This window comes from Pantoea sp. CTOTU49201 (assembly GCF_032054795.1).
Taxonomy (GTDB): Bacteria; Pseudomonadota; Gammaproteobacteria; order Enterobacterales; family Enterobacteriaceae; genus Pantoea; species Pantoea symbiotica.
Map to the genome: position 1 here is coordinate 7724 of NZ_DAMBSA010000015.1, position 16205 is coordinate 23928.

The 16205-nt window shown below is 56.8% G+C and carries 14 protein-coding genes and 1 tRNA gene; 4 read left to right on the top strand and 11 right to left on the bottom strand.

The features are described from left to right. The 6 genes from RTY00_RS02215 to RTY00_RS02240 form a co-directional block, all read right to left on the bottom strand. The coding region (locus RTY00_RS02215; RefSeq protein WP_312663263.1) for a DUF817 domain-containing protein at window positions 1-763 on the bottom strand (763 nt) is incomplete at its 3' end. Window positions 764-920: 157 nt separating this feature from the next. Beyond that, on the bottom strand, window positions 921-2303 hold the full coding sequence (locus RTY00_RS02220) for an NtaA/DmoA family FMN-dependent monooxygenase (RefSeq protein ID WP_312663264.1): 1383 nt from the start codon (window positions 2301-2303) through the stop codon (window positions 921-923). Between the two features lie 19 nt (window positions 2304-2322). Further along, window positions 2323-3945 (bottom strand): ABC transporter ATP-binding protein, encoded by a 1623-nt coding sequence (locus RTY00_RS02225; RefSeq protein ID WP_312663265.1) that lies wholly within the window; start codon window positions 3943-3945, stop codon window positions 2323-2325. Beyond that, window positions 3945-4802 (bottom strand): ABC transporter permease, encoded by an 858-nt coding sequence (locus RTY00_RS02230; RefSeq protein ID WP_312663266.1) that lies wholly within the window; start codon window positions 4800-4802, stop codon window positions 3945-3947. Before RTY00_RS02230 ends, RTY00_RS02225 begins: the two co-directional genes overlap by 1 nt. Further along, window positions 4799-5821 carry an ABC transporter permease gene (locus RTY00_RS02235; protein ID WP_312663267.1) on the bottom strand — a complete coding sequence of 341 codons (1023 nt, stop codon included), beginning with the start codon at window positions 5819-5821 and terminating at the stop codon, window positions 4799-4801. The genes RTY00_RS02230 and RTY00_RS02235 overlap by 4 nt, the downstream gene beginning before the upstream one ends. Then, a complete protein-coding gene (locus RTY00_RS02240; RefSeq protein ID WP_312663268.1) occupies window positions 5818-7389 on the bottom strand; it encodes an ABC transporter substrate-binding protein in 1572 nt (523 codons plus the stop codon). Before RTY00_RS02240 ends, RTY00_RS02235 begins: the two co-directional genes overlap by 4 nt. Before the next feature lie 338 nt (window positions 7390-7727). Between RTY00_RS02240 and RTY00_RS02245 the strand changes: the two genes are divergently transcribed. The 3 genes from RTY00_RS02245 to gap all read left to right on the top strand — a co-directional run bounded on the left by RTY00_RS02245 (window position 7728) and on the right by gap (window position 11164). Beyond that, window positions 7728-8948 carry an acyl-CoA dehydrogenase family protein gene (locus tag RTY00_RS02245; protein ID WP_312663269.1) on the top strand — a complete coding sequence of 407 codons (1221 nt, stop codon included), beginning with the start codon at window positions 7728-7730 and terminating at the stop codon, window positions 8946-8948. Window positions 8949-9094: 146 nt separating this feature from the next. Further along, window positions 9095-10075, top strand: a complete 981-nt coding sequence (locus RTY00_RS02250) for a helix-turn-helix domain-containing protein (protein WP_312663270.1) — start codon at window positions 9095-9097, stop codon at window positions 10073-10075. A 78-nt stretch (window positions 10076-10153) separates the two neighbouring features. Continuing rightward, entirely contained in the window at window positions 10154-11164 is a 1011-nt protein-coding gene (gap, locus tag RTY00_RS02255) for a type I glyceraldehyde-3-phosphate dehydrogenase (RefSeq protein WP_265297692.1), read from the top strand. Between the two features lie 43 nt (window positions 11165-11207). Here gap and phoA read toward each other — a convergent pair whose 3' ends face one another. Continuing rightward, a complete protein-coding gene (phoA, locus tag RTY00_RS02260) occupies window positions 11208-12614 on the bottom strand; it encodes an alkaline phosphatase (RefSeq protein WP_312663271.1) in 1407 nt (468 codons plus the stop codon). Window positions 12615-12858: 244 nt separating this feature from the next. On the opposite strand from phoA, the gene RTY00_RS02265 reads away from it, so the two are divergent. Continuing rightward, a tRNA-Ser gene (locus tag RTY00_RS02265) sits at window positions 12859-12946 on the top strand. Window positions 12947-13082: 136 nt separating this feature from the next. Here the strand turns inward: RTY00_RS02265 and phoH are convergent. The 4 genes from phoH to efeO all read right to left on the bottom strand — a co-directional run. Continuing rightward, window positions 13083-13871, bottom strand: a complete 789-nt coding sequence (phoH, locus tag RTY00_RS02270; protein ID WP_008105319.1) for a phosphate starvation-inducible protein PhoH — start codon at window positions 13869-13871, stop codon at window positions 13083-13085. Window positions 13872-13943: 72 nt separating this feature from the next. Continuing rightward, a complete protein-coding gene (locus RTY00_RS02275) occupies window positions 13944-14147 on the bottom strand; it encodes a hypothetical protein (RefSeq protein WP_061718478.1) in 204 nt (67 codons plus the stop codon). Window positions 14148-14444: 297 nt separating this feature from the next. Further along, a complete protein-coding gene (efeB, locus tag RTY00_RS02280; protein WP_312663272.1) occupies window positions 14445-15722 on the bottom strand; it encodes an iron uptake transporter deferrochelatase/peroxidase subunit in 1278 nt (425 codons plus the stop codon). Window positions 15723-15724: 2 nt separating this feature from the next. After that, on the bottom strand, window positions 15725-16205 hold a 481-nt coding region (gene efeO, locus RTY00_RS02285; RefSeq protein ID WP_312663273.1), incomplete at its 5' end, for an iron uptake system protein EfeO.

The window sequence follows — 16205 nt, forward strand, 5'->3', positions numbered from 1 at the left end:
ACCATGCGCCCCACTTGCCGACATGCACCGTCGCCCACGCGCCAAGCTGATTGGGATATTGCCAGACGCCAAAAAAGGTGCCCAGATTCTCTGCCAGCCAAATAAAGAAACCGATCAGGATAAACGCCACCAGCAGCGGCATACGGAATGGACGATCGTAGGGCGTAAATATCACTTCAGAGCGTGCATATAGGCCCAATGCCATCGCTGCGATATACCAGCGGTAATCACCGATATAGTGATGGGTAAAGAAATTCGCATAGAGCGCCAGCGAGAGCAGCACGGCATGAAGAATCGGCGGATGATTGCGGATCTTAAGATCCATAAGACGCCAGCACTGAATAATGTAGCTCCCAACCGCCGCATACATAAAGCCGCTAAAGAGCGGTACACCGCCGATTTTACTCCAGCCCGCTTCGGGGTAATGCCATGAACCAATGGCTGACGAGGTTTTGAATAGCTCTAAGCCAAAACCGAGCAGATGAAACAGGGTGATGGATTTCAGTTCATCCCAGCTTTCCAGTTTGGTGGCAACCATTATTAGCTGGATAGACACGGCGATCATCAGCAGCAGGTCGTAACGCGTAATGCCGAACATGCCGCCACGCGGCACACAAAATATCGCGAGGAAAAACAGGCCAGCAAATAAGCACGCTCGCGCCTCTTTAATGCCAAACCAGATAAACTCGATGCCAAACCGCCTAATACCGGTTAAGCGCATTGCAGGAGGATGAATGAGAAACTGATCGAGGCGATTATGCATAACGGATTCCCTGCGCAGTGAAACGTCCTTTTTATCAGCATAATCAAAAAGTCAGGCAGCGTCGCGTAATGCTTTTTCGTCGGTGAGTGCGGTCGCCATGAATGGCGACCCTACGATTTTGTAGGGTGCGCATTTATGCGCACCTGGTTAAAGCGTGTTACTCACCCAACCTCAACGTCCGTTGCGGATGCGACGCCGGCAATTTGCTCTCCTTGCCAAAAATCTTCTCGCGCAGCGTGCCTGGCTTGTAGGCCGTTTGCGCCAGGCCGCGTTTTTGCAGCACCGGCACCACGTGTTCGACCCACTCATCCCACCAGCCGAGCGTGGTGACCGGCACCACATTAAAACCATCAACGCCGGCATCGGCAAACTGCTGCACCCGGTCGGCGATCTGTTCTGGCGTACCGGCAAAACGGCCCGGCAGCAGCGCGTGCTGGATCAGGTATTCGCGCCACGTCAGCACACGGCCTTGCCCATAATCAGCATCAACCGCGATACGGAATTTTGAGCGCATATGCTGGCTGAACTCCTCGCGGCGACTGAGTTCGGTCAGCGGCGTATCGGGATCGATATTCGCCAGATCGATGCCCGAACCGCCGCTGTAGAAGCCTTGCAGCGCATTAATATCAATGTTGTCGAACAGATATTGCTGCTTGCGCTTCGCCTCTTCCTCAGTCGATCCAATCACGGTGGACAGCATCACCAGCTTCTTCAAATCCTCCGGCTGGCGACCGAAATCCACCACATCCTGATTGAGGATGGCGATATCTTTGCGCGCGGTGTCTGGCGTTTGCGATGGCAGGAACGTCACTTCGGCGTTGCGCGCGGCAAAGCGGCGTCCGGCATCCGAGTTGCCGGCCTGGAAGAACACCGGGCTGCGCTGCGGCGACGGCTCAACAATGTGCGGCCCTTCCACCCGATAGCGCTTACCAACGTGGTTAATTTTGTGGATCTTGTCGGCATCGAAAAAGCGGTTAGTGGCGGGATCGTGCAGCACCGCGCCCTCTTCCCACGACAGCTCCCACAGCTTATACGCTACATCGAGATACTCCTGCGCCCATGCATAGCGTTCGTCGTGCGGCACGATGTCCTGATAGCCGTAGTTGCGGAAGCCGTTGGAGAGATATGAAGTCACAATATTCCAGCCGATGCGACCGCGGGTAAATTCATCCAGCGAGGAGATCTGGCGCGCAAACGAGAACGGATGGGTCTGAATCACGTTGCTGGTCACCACTAAACCAAGATTTTCGGTGGCTAAACCCAGCGCCGAAAGAATGGTGATCGGATCGGGCTCGGGGAACTGAGTACCGGCACTAATCGTGGTTTTACCATCGCCATAGTCGATGTCATACACGCCCACCACATCGGCGATGAACAAGGTATCAAACAGCCCTTTCTCCAGGGTTTTCACCGTCTGCACATAGGCATCAAGCTGGTTGTAGTTGTACTGCACCTGACCTTCCGGCGTGCGCCAGTAACCGTGGCTATGGTGGTTCGGCGTGAGATGCAAAAATCCGTTATAAATCAGTTCGCGTGACATGTTCGCTCCTGTAGCAAAGTTAGGCAGTTTCCCGCGCGGCCAGACGTGGCAGCGAGGCAAGTAACGTCTGGGAGTAAGGATGGCGCGGGCGGTAGAACACCTCATCGGCGGCGCCCTGCTCAACCGCCTGGCCGTTCTGCATTACCAACACGCGATCGCTCATGTGATGGATCACGCCAAGATCGTGCGAGATAAACAGATAGCTGACGCCGAGCTGCGCCTGTAGATCATTGAGCAAATCGAGAATCTGCGCCTGAATGGTGACATCCAGCGCCGACACCGCTTCGTCGAGCACAATCACTTTTGGATGGGTCGCAATCGCGCGAGCAATCGCCACGCGCTGACGCTGGCCGCCGGACATGCGCGCTGGCCACTGCGTGAGATGCTCCGCGCCGAGCCCAACCGATTGCAGCAAGCTAATCGCTCGCTCGCGCGGCGTTTGCGTCGGCGCATGCCGATCGAGCGCAATCGCATCCAGCAGGATGTCGGCAACACGCCAGCGCGGATCGAACGAGGAGAGCGGATCCTGATACACCACGGCGATCTGGCGGCGAATGGCACGTTGATCGGCAGCGGACGCGTGGCTCCACGGCTGACCGGCAAACAGCACCTCGCCGCTGTCCGGTGTTTCCAGCGCCAGCGCAATGCGTGACAAGGTGGTTTTGCCTGAACCCGACTCGCCGACAATTCCCAATGTCTCGCCGCGTTTTAAGCTAAAGGAGACGTCATCGACGGCGCTGTGCCCGCGAAAACGCTTCACGATATGTCGCGCTTCCAGCAGCACTTCCGCTGATGGCGTCACGGATCGGATTGGCACACTTGCCGCGCTGCCCGAAAGGCGTTGCCCTTTGGTGTGTTCGCTGGGAATCGCGTTAATCAAACCTTGGGTATACGCATGCTGCGGCTGTTGCAGCACTTGCTGCGCCGTACCCGCCTCAACAATTGATCCGCCCTGCATCACCAGAATCTGATCGGCGATTTTCGCCACCACCGCCAGATCGTGGCTAATCAGAATTACGCTGGTGCCGCGGTCCAGCATTTGCCGTAAGACCTCCAGCACTTGCGCCTGCACCGTGACATCCAGTGCGGTGGTGGGCTCATCGGCGATCAGCACATCCGGATGCAGCGCAATCGCCGAAGCGATCAGTGCGCGCTGGCGCAAGCCGCCCGATAACTCTCCCGGCCGCTGGCTGGCGCGATAAGCCGCCTGCGGCACGCCGACTTCTTTCAGCAAGGCCTGCACTTTCTGCTGACGGCTGGCGGCGTTGCCCCAGCCATGCAGCGCCAGCGCTTCGGCGATCTCTTTACCCACCGGACGCAGCGGATCCAGCGACACCAGCGCGTCCTGTAAAATAAAGCCCACTTTGCTGCCGCGCACCTGCCGCCACCAACTGTCGCTACGCTGCTGCAGCGTATCGCCGTGCAGGCTCAGCGTTGCAGCCTGCACCTGCAATCCATCACCAGCTAATCCCACCAGCGAACGAGCGGTGACGCTTTTTCCCGATCCCGATTCGCCCACCAGCGCCAGACATTGCCCGCGTTGCAGCGCGAAGCTGACGTTCTTCACAATATGGCGCGGTGGCCCGCTTTCGCTGCTGGCCCAGATATTCAGGCCGCGCACATCAATCACATTGCTGCTCATTAGCGCTTCTCTCCTTCCGCTCGCTGCTGGATGTAGCGGCCAATCTGCGTGAACGACAGCGCCACCAGTACAATCGCAATGCCCGGCAACACTTCCAGCCACCAGGCGACGGTGACGTTAATTTTTCCGGCTTCGAGCAGCGCGCCCCACTCCGGCGACGGCGGCACTACGCCTAATCCAAGAAACGACAACCCAGATGCCCACACCACCGATTGCCCGATGCCTAACGCCACCAGCGAGAACAACGGCCGGAACACGTTGGGCGCGATGTGCTGGATAAACAGCCGCTGCCAGGGATGCCCGAGCGCACGCGCCGCTTCGACATAACCGGATTGTTTGACCTGCAATGCCTGCGCACGCACCAGTCGCGCATAGCCCGGCGCGGTGCCAATGCCGACTGAGATCAGCAAACTGCTGGCGGAGGGACCCAGCAGCGCAACAAACAGCAGCGCCAGCAGCAAGGTGGGAAACGCCAACAGGATTTCCAGCAGACGATTGACCGGCTCCGCCAGCCAGCGCGGGCCGAGCGCGGCGCTAAAGCCAAGCACCACCGCACCAAACAGCGCGATCACCATCGCGCCGATGCCAATCAGCAACGACTGACGCGTGCCCCAGATAATGCGGCTATAAAGGTCACGGCCAATGTCATCTGTGCCTAGCCAGTTAGCCCACGAAGGCGCTTGCAGCGCGCGATAGAGATCGGTGCTGAAGGGATCGTGCGTCGCCAGCACGCCAGGCGCGATGGCCGCGACAATAAAGAACAGCGCCACGAGGGCGGAGAGCAGCACCGAAAGCGGCAACTGCCAGCTGATGCGCGTGGTGCGCGGTGCGACGTAATCCGTGAGATGAGTTGTCATGCGAGACCTCGCAGGCGGGGATCGACGATCAGGTAAATCAGGTCAACCACCAGGTTAATGACGATGTAGAGGAAACTGATGAGAATCACGATGCCGGAGACCAGCGCAAAATCCTTGTTGCTCACCGCATTGACCAGCACGTTGCCGAGTCCCGGCCGGGCAAATACCGCTTCCACCAGCACCGCGCCAGAGAGCAAATTGCCAATCGCCCAGCCGCTCAACGTGATGGCCGGAATCAGCGCGTGGCGTAACACATGGCGCAGCCGTACGCCCGCCAGACTCATACCGCGCGCCCGCGCCGACAGCACAAACGGCTGCTGCATGCTGCGTTCAAATTCGCCGCGAATGGCGTGACCGATAAAGCCCGCCAGCGGAATCGCCAGCGTGATGGCGGGCAGCACGGTACCGAGCAGGCTGGTGCCGCCGACCACCGGGAACCAACGCAGGCCGATGGCGAAAACGATCAGCAGCAGAATGCCAATCCAGTACTGCGGCAATCCGGCCATGATGGTTTCCACTGCCGAACCAAACGCCGCCAGCCGACGATGACGACCGGCGGTGAGCAGCGTCCACGGAATGGCGATAATCCACGCCAGCAGCAGCGCGGCAATCGCCAGCGTAAAGGTCGGCAGTAATTGCTCGGCGATGATGTGCACCACCGGCCGCTGCAGCTCAAATGAGAAACCAAAATCGGCGTGTAGCAGCCGCCAGAAATAGTGCAGATACTGCTCGACAATCGGCTTATCAAAACCGTATTGCGCGTTGATCGGTGCCAGCTCAGCCGGCGTGCGTTCAATCACCTGCCCGGAAGTAATATTCAGCAGGATAGTGGCGCGATCGCCCGGCAGCACCGACAGCACCAAAAACGTCACGGTGATGGTGCCCCACAGCACGAACAGCGCGGAGGCGATACGCAGTGAAATCCGCCGCAGCAGCGACGCCGTGCGGCTGCGTGGCGCGGCCACATTTGCCAGATGGGCGGCGCTGTTTTGCGGCGACGATGACGTTAATTCACTCATGGCTGCTCCTGCACGAAGTAAGCATCGTTAAAGTTCAGCAATCCGTTGCCCTGATCCTGCCAAAGCCCGCGTAGGTTGTTGGCGATGGCAACGTTGTAGGTGAAGTTGTAGCCGCCGATGGCAATCGCCTGATCGTCAAACCACCTTTGCAGCAGGTCGAACTTCTGCTGGCGCAGTTGTGCATTCGGCTCACGCTGTGCATCAAGGATTTGCGCTTCAACTTCAGGATTATTGAAAAAGCTGGTGTTGTTGCCGTTGAACGCGCCGTTAAGCGCATGGTTGTAGACGATGTCGAGGATGTTGGGCGACGGCCAAACCCAGTAACCAAAGCTGATTTCCTTATCTCCCGGACGCGAACGTGCACCGGCAAAGCCTTCGGTTTGCGTCAGCGGGATCAGATCCAGCTTGATGCCGACGCGTTTGACCTGGTCCTGCACCGCCTGCAGCATCAGCGCGCCTTCCTGGTCGATAATCGCCTGAATAAACGGTAAGCGCGCATCCAGCGTTTTACCGTCTTTGGTGCGATAGCCGGCGGCATCGCGTCCGGTCCAGCCGGCGTCATCCAGCAGCTGATTGGCTTTGGCGATATTGAGCGAATAGCGATCGTCGACATTCAGATAGAGCGGTGTGCTTTTACTCAGCGAGCCATTGCCCTCATACGGCACTGCGCCTTTAAACACGGTTTTGACGATCTGCTTGCGGTCCAGCGCGTAAGCAAATGCCTGGCGCACCCGCTGATCGGTAAACGGACCGCGCTGAACATTAAAGGAGAACGCCTGCGGCCGCCCCGTGGCGACATAAGAGAGCGTTTGATAGTGACGTTGCAGCGCCTGCCACTGCGCGGATGGCGGCTGATAAATCACCTCCGCGCCGCCGCTCACCAGCGCCCCCCAGCGTGTGGTGGCATCCGGTACAAACTTCCACTCCAGATGCTTGATATACGCCGGGCCGTTGTGGTGCGCGTTTGGCGGTGCCCAGCGATAGTCGTCATTGCGCACAAAGCTGATGCCATCGCCGCGCACCCAGCGCGCCACTTTCCACGGCCCGGTGCCGACCGGTCGTAAGCACTTCTGCTCGCTGCTGTTATGCGCCAGCGAATCGGGCGATTGAAATCCGTAATGACCATTTGCCAGCACATTATAGATTTCGGGATTCGGCTCAGATAAATGCAGTGCCACGGTATAATCATCGACCTTGGTAAATCCGGTCATATAGGTAAAACCGTGCCAGCCTATTCCTTTTTGCCACGCTGGATAATTCGCAATAACCGCATCGGCATTAAACAGATCGCCATCGGTAAATTTAACGTCGTGGCGTAAATGAAACGTAATGGTTTTACGATCGGCGGATTCACTCCAGCTGGCAGCCAGCCACGGACGAATTTTTCCGTTGTCATAACTCACCAGATAATCAAAAACCTGACGCGATAAATAAGCTTGCTGCACCCAGCCGCCCCACAAGCAAGGTGGCTCCTGCTCATGCAGATAAACCAGCGTGCCGTTGCTATAACGGGACGAATCGCTCTGCGCGCTGACGCTTAAGGGCAACGCACCACTTATTGTCGCCAATATCGGTATGAATAACCGCTGAAGAGACATATATTTCATTTCGCTACATTTCCCGGTTAAAGACAAATAACAGATTTCGCGCGGATCTATTCCGCTTGAAGTTATATTTTTTGGAAATTAATGGGTAACTCACGGAGTAGCGTTTGAATAGAGCACAGATATAAAGCGCGGCAAATAACAATAGTGGCAGTGAATATGCAGAAATGAATTATTTGTTCCATATAGTGAAATAAGCAGCGATTAGTTATTTGGCGAAATAGCTTGCGCAGAAAAAGCATTAAATCGCGCCCGATGGCGATGACATAGTAATGAAAATTTCTACGCTGGAGGGAAGCGTCATGTCGCACATCGAATCAGGTTGGGGAGCTGGCCCGTCATCCCGTTATGAACAGCTGGCGGAGCGGTTCCGTCCGGTGTTCCAGAAAATACGCGCGGGCGCGATTGAGCGTGAGCTGCAGCGTCAACTGCCGCTGGAGCAAATTGCGTGGCTGAAGCAGAGCGGCTTCACCGCACTGCGCGTGCCGGAGAGCCATGGCGGCCTGGGCGCGACGCTGCCTGAGCTGTTCGCGCTGCTGATTGAGCTTGGCGAGGCGGATTCCAATCTGGTGCAATCGATTCGCGGTCATCTCGGCTTTGTGGAGAACGTACTGAACAGCGGCAGCAGCCCGTTTCGTGATAAGTGGCTAACGCGCCTTGGACGCGGCGAAATCGTTGGGCCCGCGTGGAGCGAAACCGGCGATGCGCGCCAGTCTGAATTCTCCACGCACATTACGCGCAGCGGCGAATCCTGGCGGCTTAATGGCCGCAAGTTTTACACCACCGGCTCGCTCTATTCCGACTGGATTGATATCGGCATCACCGATGAAAACGGCAAAGGCGTATCGGTGACGGTTTCCCGCACCGCCGAGGGCGTGACGGTGCTCGACGACTGGAACGGCTTCGGCCAAATCCTGACCGCCAGCGGCACGGCAATTTTCGCCAACGTGGCGATCGCCGCCGATGACATCAACGAAGAGATTCATTTCAGGTATTCACCGGCTTTTTATCAGCTGATTCATCTGGCGACGCTGGCAGGCATAGGCCGCGCGCAGAGCGGCGAAGTGGCGCAGCAGGTAGCTTCACGCACACGCACTTACAGCAACGGCAATGCGCCGCGTGCCGCGCAGGATGCGCAGATTTTGCAGGTGGTTGGACGCCTGCGTGGCGCGGCCTACAGTAGTGGCGCGATTGTGCTGCACGCCGCCAGCGCGCTGCAACGTGCCTATGATGCGCACGTCAGCGGCGATCAGGAGCACGAGAACCACGCGGTGGCGATTGCCGAACTGGAAGTGTCGCAGTCGCTGAATGTGGTGAGTGATCTGCTGCTTAACGCCAGCTCGACGCTGTTTGATGCGCTGGGCGCGTCGGCCACGCTGAAGCCGCTGGCGCTTGACCGCTTTTGGCGCAACGTGCGCACCCTTTCTTCGCACAATCCGCGCATCTATAAGGATCGCATCGTCGGCGATTTCGCCGTGAACGGCACGTTGCCGCCCGAGCAGTGGCGCATCGGCGTAGCGTAAGGTCGCCATTTATGGTGACCATTTAACCAGGTGCGCATGAATGCGCACCCTACAAAACCCTGCCCGTCTGTGGCGACCTGGCATGGAATTAATCCCGTCTACATGAGACACTCCGGCTTATTCCGTCAATAAATCCATTTCACGCCATGAAAACCTTTCTGATTATTGTGCCCGACGGTGGCATGCTTTTCGAAGCGGCGGGTATCGCCGACATCCTGATGCGCGCCAATCAGCATCTGCCGGTTGGCGTCGATCAGCAACGCTATCGCGTTAGCCTCGCCACCACGCAATCGCATCAGGTGATCCACGGCCAATCCGGCCTCAATCTACTAGCCGATCTCAAACTGGCCGATCTCGATCCGCGCACCGCGTGGGACACCATCATGATCACCGGACGCGGCGACAGCGCGGAAGAAGGCAGCATGGTGGTCGATTTCATTAAGCTGGCTGCTCCACAGGCGCGCCGCGTGGTGTCGGTGTGTGGCGGCGCGATGCTACTGGCGGAATCCGGCTTGCTGGATGGCCGCCGTGCCACCACGCACTGGCGCTTACTCGACACCTTGCAGTCGCGCTATCCAGATATTCAAGTGGAAGGTGGCCCGCTATTTATTCAGGACGGACCGATCTGGACCTCCGGCGGCGTCAGCTCGGGCTTTGACCTGACATTGGCGCTGGTGGAAGAGGATTTCGGCTTTAGCGTGGCGCGCGATATCGCGCAGGATATGGTGATGTATCTGCGCCGTCCCGGTGGACAGATGCAGTTCAGCCGTTTTCATCTGCAAACGCCGAGCGCCATTGGCCCGATCGGTGAACTGCAGCGCTGGATCCGCGCCAACCTCGCTGAAGATCTGTCGGTGGAGAAGCTGGCGGAGCGCGTTGCCATGAGCCCGCGTAACTTTACCCGCGTGTTCACCCGAGAGACCGGTGCGCCGCCTGCGCGCTATGTGGCCGAAGCGCGCCTCGCTGCCGCGCGTGAACAGCTGGAGCAAAGCAACGACACGCTGGATCGCATCGCGCAACAAACCGGCTTCGGCAGCAGCATCAATTTACGCCGCAGCTTTGAGCGCCAGTTGCATCTCACGCCGGGCGAATATCGTCAGCGCTTCCACTGCAGGAAATTGGCGTAAAGTGATCCTTATTTGGCGTTTACGCCACCTTGCCATCGGCCTAGAGTGACTCCAGCATCTTCGGAAAAGGAGTCAACCATGACTAAGATCGGCATCAACGGCTTTGGCCGTATCGGACGTAACGTTTTTCGTGCAGCGCTGGGCAGCGATGATATTGAGATCGTCGCCATCAACGACCTCACAGACAGCAAAACTCTCGCGCATCTGTTGAAACACGATTCCCTGCTTGGCCGATTACCGGCAGAAGTGGAAGCCGGCGAAGGCGAATTGCGCATTGATGGCAAAGCGGTGCGGGTGTTCAGCGAGCGCGATCCGGCGAATATTCGCTGGCGCGATGTCGGCGTGGATATCGTGATTGAAGCCACCGGCTTCTTCACCGAACGCGACAAAGCCGCCGTGCATATCACCAGCGGCGGCGCGAAGCGCGTGATTATCTCCGCGCCCGGCAAAAACGATGATCTGACGATTGTGTTGGGCGTGAACGACCAGCGTTACGATCCGCAGCAGCACTTTGTGGTGAGTAACGGCAGCTGCACCACCAACGGCTTAGCGCCAGCGGCGGCGGTGCTACATCAGGCGTTTGGCATCGAGCACGGATTAATGAACACCACGCATGCTTATACCAACAGCCAGGTGCTGCACGACCAGCCAGAGAAAGACCTGCGCGGTGCGCGGGCGGCGGCACTGTCGATTGTGCCTTACTCAAGCGGTGCGGCGAAGGCGCTCGGTCGGGTGATTCCGGAGCTGGATGGTCGATTGACCGGCTATTCCCTGCGCGTGCCGGTGCCGGTGGTTTCGATTGTGGATTTGACCGTGACGCTGAAACGCGATGTAACAGCTGAAGAGGTGAACGACGCGTTTAAAGCGGCGGCGGCTGAAGGTCCGCTGAAGGGGATTCTCGGTTACAGCGACGAGCCGCTTGTATCGAGCGATTATCAGGGCGATGCCCGTTCATCGATTATTGATGGGCTTTCGACGCTGGTGATTGGCGGCAATCTGGTTAAGATTCTTGCCTGGTACGATAACGAATGGGGCTTCTCGAACCGTTTAGTGGATTTAGCAAGGTTGATGGCAAAACGCGGCTTGTAAGGTAGGGTCGCCATTAATGGCGACCTTCTCACCAATAACCCCGTTACTTCAACCCCATCGCATCCTTCAGGGTAAAGAACAGATCGGTCTGATCGGTCAAGCCCACCACGTTGGCCGCATGCGGGCCATACGCTGCAATACGCACCTGCGTGCCGGTGTGTTCCTGCGAATCCTCTTCTGAATTGCCGTAGCTGATGGTCATCACCGCACCATCTTTGGTATTCACCGCCTGCGTCAGGCCCGGCGCTTTGGTACCGTTTTCCACGATCTGGCTGCTGTGCGCGTGATCGGCGGTCACCACCACCAGCGTGTCGCCGTGCTCGCGCGCAAATGCCAGCGCCTGCTGCACCGCTTCATCCAGATCAACTGTTTCGCCAATCTGACCGCATGGATTAGCCGCATGGTCCTGCTTATCAATCGACGCGCCTTCTACCTGCAGGAAGAAGCCTTTCTCATTGGTGCTCAACAGATCGATGGCCTTTTTGGTCATCTGCGCAAGTGTTGGTACCGAAGCTGGACGCTCTTTATTCACTTCACAGGTCACCACCGGCTTATCAATGTTGCCATGATAGCTGGCTTTCGGTCCCTGCCAGCGCACCGGCATATTGCCGTCGGCGAACAGGCCAAGCACCGGTTTATTCTGATCTGCCTGCTGAATGGCGTTCATGCCATCCAGATTATCAATCCACTGATAGCCCAGCGCCTGAGCCTGTTCGCGCAGGGTTTTGCCCTGATACTCGCCGGCTTTGGCGGTTTCGCCGAAGGATTTCGCGCCGCCGCCCAGCGTGACGTCCGCGCGGGTTTTAAGCATCTGCTCGGTAATCGATCCTTTACCGCCCTGCTCCAGCGCATTGGTTGGGCACAGCTCGCTGGTTTTCTCCGGGCCGTAGCATTTGCGCGAGGTAACGTGGGCGATTAACGCTGCTGGCGTGGCGTCCTGCAATTCAGCAGTGGAGACGTTGCCGGTGGCTTTACCGGCGGCTTTCGCCAGCTCAAGAATCGTTACCTGATCTTTGCCGTTCACGTCGACGCCAATCGCGCCGTTATAGGATTTGGTGCCGGTGGCCCACGCGGTGGCCGATGCGGCGGAATCCGTCACGTAATTCGGTTTGTGGGTTTTCTTGTCTAATGAATAGTGCGTGTATTGACCGGTAAGCGGCAACGCATCAAGACCGGGGAAGAAACCGCCTGCACCCCGCGCCTGATTACGCGCGGCAGTGATTTCCGAATCACCCATGCCGTCACCAATCAGCAGAATCAAGTTTTTCGCAGTGCTATTGCTTAATGAAGCTTTCAGCGCTTCGGTCTGGTCGCCGGTGAGACGACGCGCGCCGCCGTGTTCGGTGACATCGCCGGTAGCGGCGCGGGAATATGGTGCATCTTCTGCCACTGCTGATGTCGCGATCAGCGAAGCCAGCAGCGTAACCGTAAAGAGAGGTATCTGTTTCATTTATAAGCATCCTTATCCATAGATATAACCAAATGTTTCCGCGGACAAGTCTGCGACAGAGCGGTGACATTTTTGTGACAAAAAGGGAATGATTTGATGACAGAATCGCCATTATGAGCAGGCTAACGGCAATACGCTCAGAGCTTAAGCGAATAGAACAAAAGGAGAAAATAGCACTTGACCCTTTTCAGCGATCTCCCTATAGTAGCGCCCCGTTGACCCAGCGCGGTTGACAAAAAAATGTGGTGAGGTGTCCGAGTGGCTGAAGGAGCACGCCTGGAAAGTGTGTATACGGCAACGTATCGGGGGTTCGAATCCCCCTCTCACCGCCATATTTTGAAAGAGAGTCTGAATTAACGTTCAGACTTTTTTTTTGCTTGTTCTACAGAGAAGGGGGATTCGAACCCCCGCACATAAAAAACCCGGCTCACGCCGGGTTTTGCTTAGGCTACATTCTCAATCAAACGGTTAACTGTAAGCGTGCAGCGTGCGTTGGCACAGCGCTGAACGGACGCAATCCTCTTTGCCGAAACGCACCACACCAATCATCTCATCCTCTTCGAAGCGCGCTAACGCATCGGCGAGGCCAGATTTGGCATGGGACGGCAGGTCACACTGGGTAATATCGCCGTTGACGATAACCGTCACGTTTTCTCCCAGGCGAGTCAGGAACATCTTCATCTGTGCGGCGGTGACGTTTTGTGCCTCATCAAGGATCACCACGGCATTTTCAAAGGTACGTCCACGCATGTAGGCGAAGGGCGCGATCTCTACCTTGGCAATTTCAGGCCGCAGGCAGTATTGCATAAAGGAAGCGCCGAGACGTTTAACCAGAACGTCGTATACCGGTCGGAAATAAGGCGCGAATTTCTCGGAAATATCTCCAGGGAGGAAACCGAGATCTTCATCCGCCTGCAGAACCGGGCGCGTCACGATAATCCTTTCGATATCCTTATTGATCAGGGCCTCAGCCGCTTTGGCTGCGCTAATCCAGGTTTTTCCGCAGCCGGCTTCACCGGTGGCGAAAATAAGCTGTTTCGTTTCTATGGCATGGAGATAGTGTGCCTGAGCTTCATTTCTGGCTTCAATCGGCCCGCGGTCACGTGCATCACGCGCCATACCAATCGAATCCAACCCACCCATTTGCACCAGCGAAGTGACCGATTCTTCTTCACGCTGACGGTGACTGCGAGAGTCGCTACGAATAACGCGTCTTGCTTCACGACGTGCTTTGATCACTGCTTTCTGTCTTCCCATAGTGGCACCTTACAGTTGGTTTCATTTATCGCGGCGGATCACCCGCGGCGATGACTTGAACGCTTTAGAGGTTTAGTTGGCTTCCTTGTAAGCCGTGTCGAGCCAGTGAGAATGGTACGCATCAGCGCCGAGACGCAGGCGCGCACCGGTAAAGAAAATGAGATTGAACGAGAATGACGTTTGAAAAGTAGAGAGGTTATTTAGCAGGGAAGAAATCCCCCGCAGTGTACTGCGTGTGTTGAAACTATTTAACTGTCCCAGAGAGAGACGAATCATGCGCGAACTCCAGTGGCTTAGCCACACAACTGACAACGCTTATGAATAAAGTGCATCATATTTGCGGTGGTTTGCAACATTAATTTTACGTCCCGATAAAGAAAAAAAGATAAGCGAAGCCTGAGGTCTTTTACCTTAAATTAAATTTTGTAGATTTATCAGATGGATGGTTTATTGGCGAGTGGTAGAACTTTTTAGGAACATTCGGAAGCGGCTACGCCCAGCGTAAAGTTTAAGGAATGCTTAACAAACGCGCCTGCGTATCGCTAGCCTACGCAGGCGCTGCACATTTATTAATCAGGCTTGCAGTAAAGATTGCCCGAGATAATGGTTTTTATCCGCCACGCCCGGCAGCGCGAAAAAGTATCCGCCGCCAATCGGGCGAATATATTCTTCCAGCGCTTCGCCATTGAGGCGCTGCTGCACGGTAATAAAGCCTTTGGCTAAATCATGCTGGTAACAAACAAACAATAAACCCATATCCAGCTGGCCCGATCCAGTAATACCGCTGGAATAGCTGTAACCGCGCCGCAGCATCAAGCTGCTATCGGTCTCCGGCGTACGTGGATTGGCGAGACGAATATGGGCATCCAGCGCAATCAAATCACCATCGGGATCTTTGCTGTAATCCGGTACGTCATGCTCGTTTTTCATGCCAAGCGGCGCACCCGATAACTTCTCACGGCCAAAGATGGTTTGCTGCTCGCCGAGCGGCGTGCGGTCCCACATTTCGACATGAAAACGGATGATGCGCACTGCCTGATAGCTGCCGCCGCGCGTCCACGCCGGTTCCTGCTGCTCGTCGGTGACCCACAACAGCTGGTTCATCAACGCCGGATTATGGGTATCAGGATTGGCGGTGCCATCTTTGAATCCAAGCAGATTGATCGGTGTTTCTTTGCCGTTGCTGCGCGCCGCATGGTCAGCAATAAAGCCGTCGCGACGCCAGCGCACCGCCAGCAGATCCGGCGTACGTTTGATGATGTCACGTAGCGCGTGAATCACCGTATCCTGCGTATTGGCGCAAATCTGTAGCAGCAGGTCGCCGTGGCACTGTTCAGCATCCAGCGAATCGTTGGGAAAACGCGTCATGGTTTGCAGCTGCGCCGGTTTGTGCTTACTCAGGCCGAAGCGCTCATCAAACAGCGAGGTGCCCACCGACAACGTCATGGTGAGATTATCGGGCGCGATATCGGCACCGAGAATCCCAGAATCCATCGGCGGCAGTTGCGGATTAGTGACAGCAGGCGCCGGTCCACCTTGCGTGAGAAATGCGAAGCGCTCGGTCAGCAAGCGAAACAGACGTTCAAGCTCGGCTTTATCGCTGGCCAGCACATCGAACGCCACCAGCATCATCGAGGCCTGCTGCGGCGTAACGATACCTGCTTGATGATCGCCGTAAAAAGGTTGCGCCTGCTGGCGCGAGTTGGGTGCAACCGTGCCGGGAGAGAAGCTGTCGGCGGCTGCCGTGTGGAACGGACAACCGCCGCCGAGGGCGGCCGCGCCGCCCAACATGCCTAATCCCTGCAATAATCGACGACGCGACGGCTGCGCCGCGTCATTTTTATCACTCATGATCAGTCGAGACCCAAGGTTCCACGCAGCAGGGAGAGATCTTCCGCCAGCGTGGTAATCGGGCCTTTCAGCGCATTACGGTCAGCGGTGGTCAGTTTTTCGTACGACTCAAAGCCGTCTTTGGTGCGATATTTGCTGAGGATCCCGTCCACTTTCCTGAAGTTGGCATCCACTTTCGCCAGCAGCTGCGGATTGTTTTTCTGCAGCAGCGGACGCAGCAGATCAACAATTTTCTGCGCGCCATCAATGTTGGCCTGGAAGTCAGAGAGATCGGTACGGCTGTAACGGTCTTCTTCACCCGAGATTTTGCTGGAGGCCACTTCTTCAATCAGACCGGCCGCGCCGCCGACCACTTTCGCCGGTGGGAACGCCAGTTCGCTGATGCGGGTTTGCAGATCCAGCACATCCTGATTCAGCTTAGTGGCAAACTCTTCGGCACCTTTGGTGGTGTTATCGGCGAACAGGATTTTTTCCAGGCGGTGG

What these genes read in the sequence shown, in the direction of transcription:
- RTY00_RS02220 (WP_312663264.1), bottom strand. Translation starts at nt 2,303, where the DNA reads ATGTCACGCGAACTGATTTATAACGGATTTTTGCATCTCACGCCGAAC.
- RTY00_RS02225 (WP_312663265.1), bottom strand. Translation starts at nt 3,945, where the DNA reads ATGAGCAGCAATGTGATTGATGTGCGCGGCCTGAATATCTGGGCCAGC.
- RTY00_RS02230 (WP_312663266.1), bottom strand. Translation starts at nt 4,802, where the DNA reads ATGACAACTCATCTCACGGATTACGTCGCACCGCGCACCACGCGCATC.
- RTY00_RS02235 (WP_312663267.1), bottom strand. Translation starts at nt 5,821, where the DNA reads ATGAGTGAATTAACGTCATCGTCGCCGCAAAACAGCGCCGCCCATCTG.
- RTY00_RS02245 (WP_312663269.1), top strand. Translation starts at nt 7,728, where the DNA reads ATGTCGCACATCGAATCAGGTTGGGGAGCTGGCCCGTCATCCCGTTAT.
- RTY00_RS02250 (WP_312663270.1), top strand. Translation starts at nt 9,095, where the DNA reads ATGAAAACCTTTCTGATTATTGTGCCCGACGGTGGCATGCTTTTCGAA.
- gap (WP_265297692.1), top strand. Translation starts at nt 10,154, where the DNA reads ATGACTAAGATCGGCATCAACGGCTTTGGCCGTATCGGACGTAACGTT.
- phoA (WP_312663271.1), bottom strand. Translation starts at nt 12,614, where the DNA reads ATGAAACAGATACCTCTCTTTACGGTTACGCTGCTGGCTTCGCTGATC.
- phoH (WP_008105319.1), bottom strand. Translation starts at nt 13,871, where the DNA reads ATGGGAAGACAGAAAGCAGTGATCAAAGCACGTCGTGAAGCAAGACGC.
- RTY00_RS02275 (WP_061718478.1), bottom strand. Translation starts at nt 14,147, where the DNA reads ATGATTCGTCTCTCTCTGGGACAGTTAAATAGTTTCAACACACGCAGT.
- efeB (WP_312663272.1), bottom strand. Translation starts at nt 15,722, where the DNA reads ATGAGTGATAAAAATGACGCGGCGCAGCCGTCGCGTCGTCGATTATTG.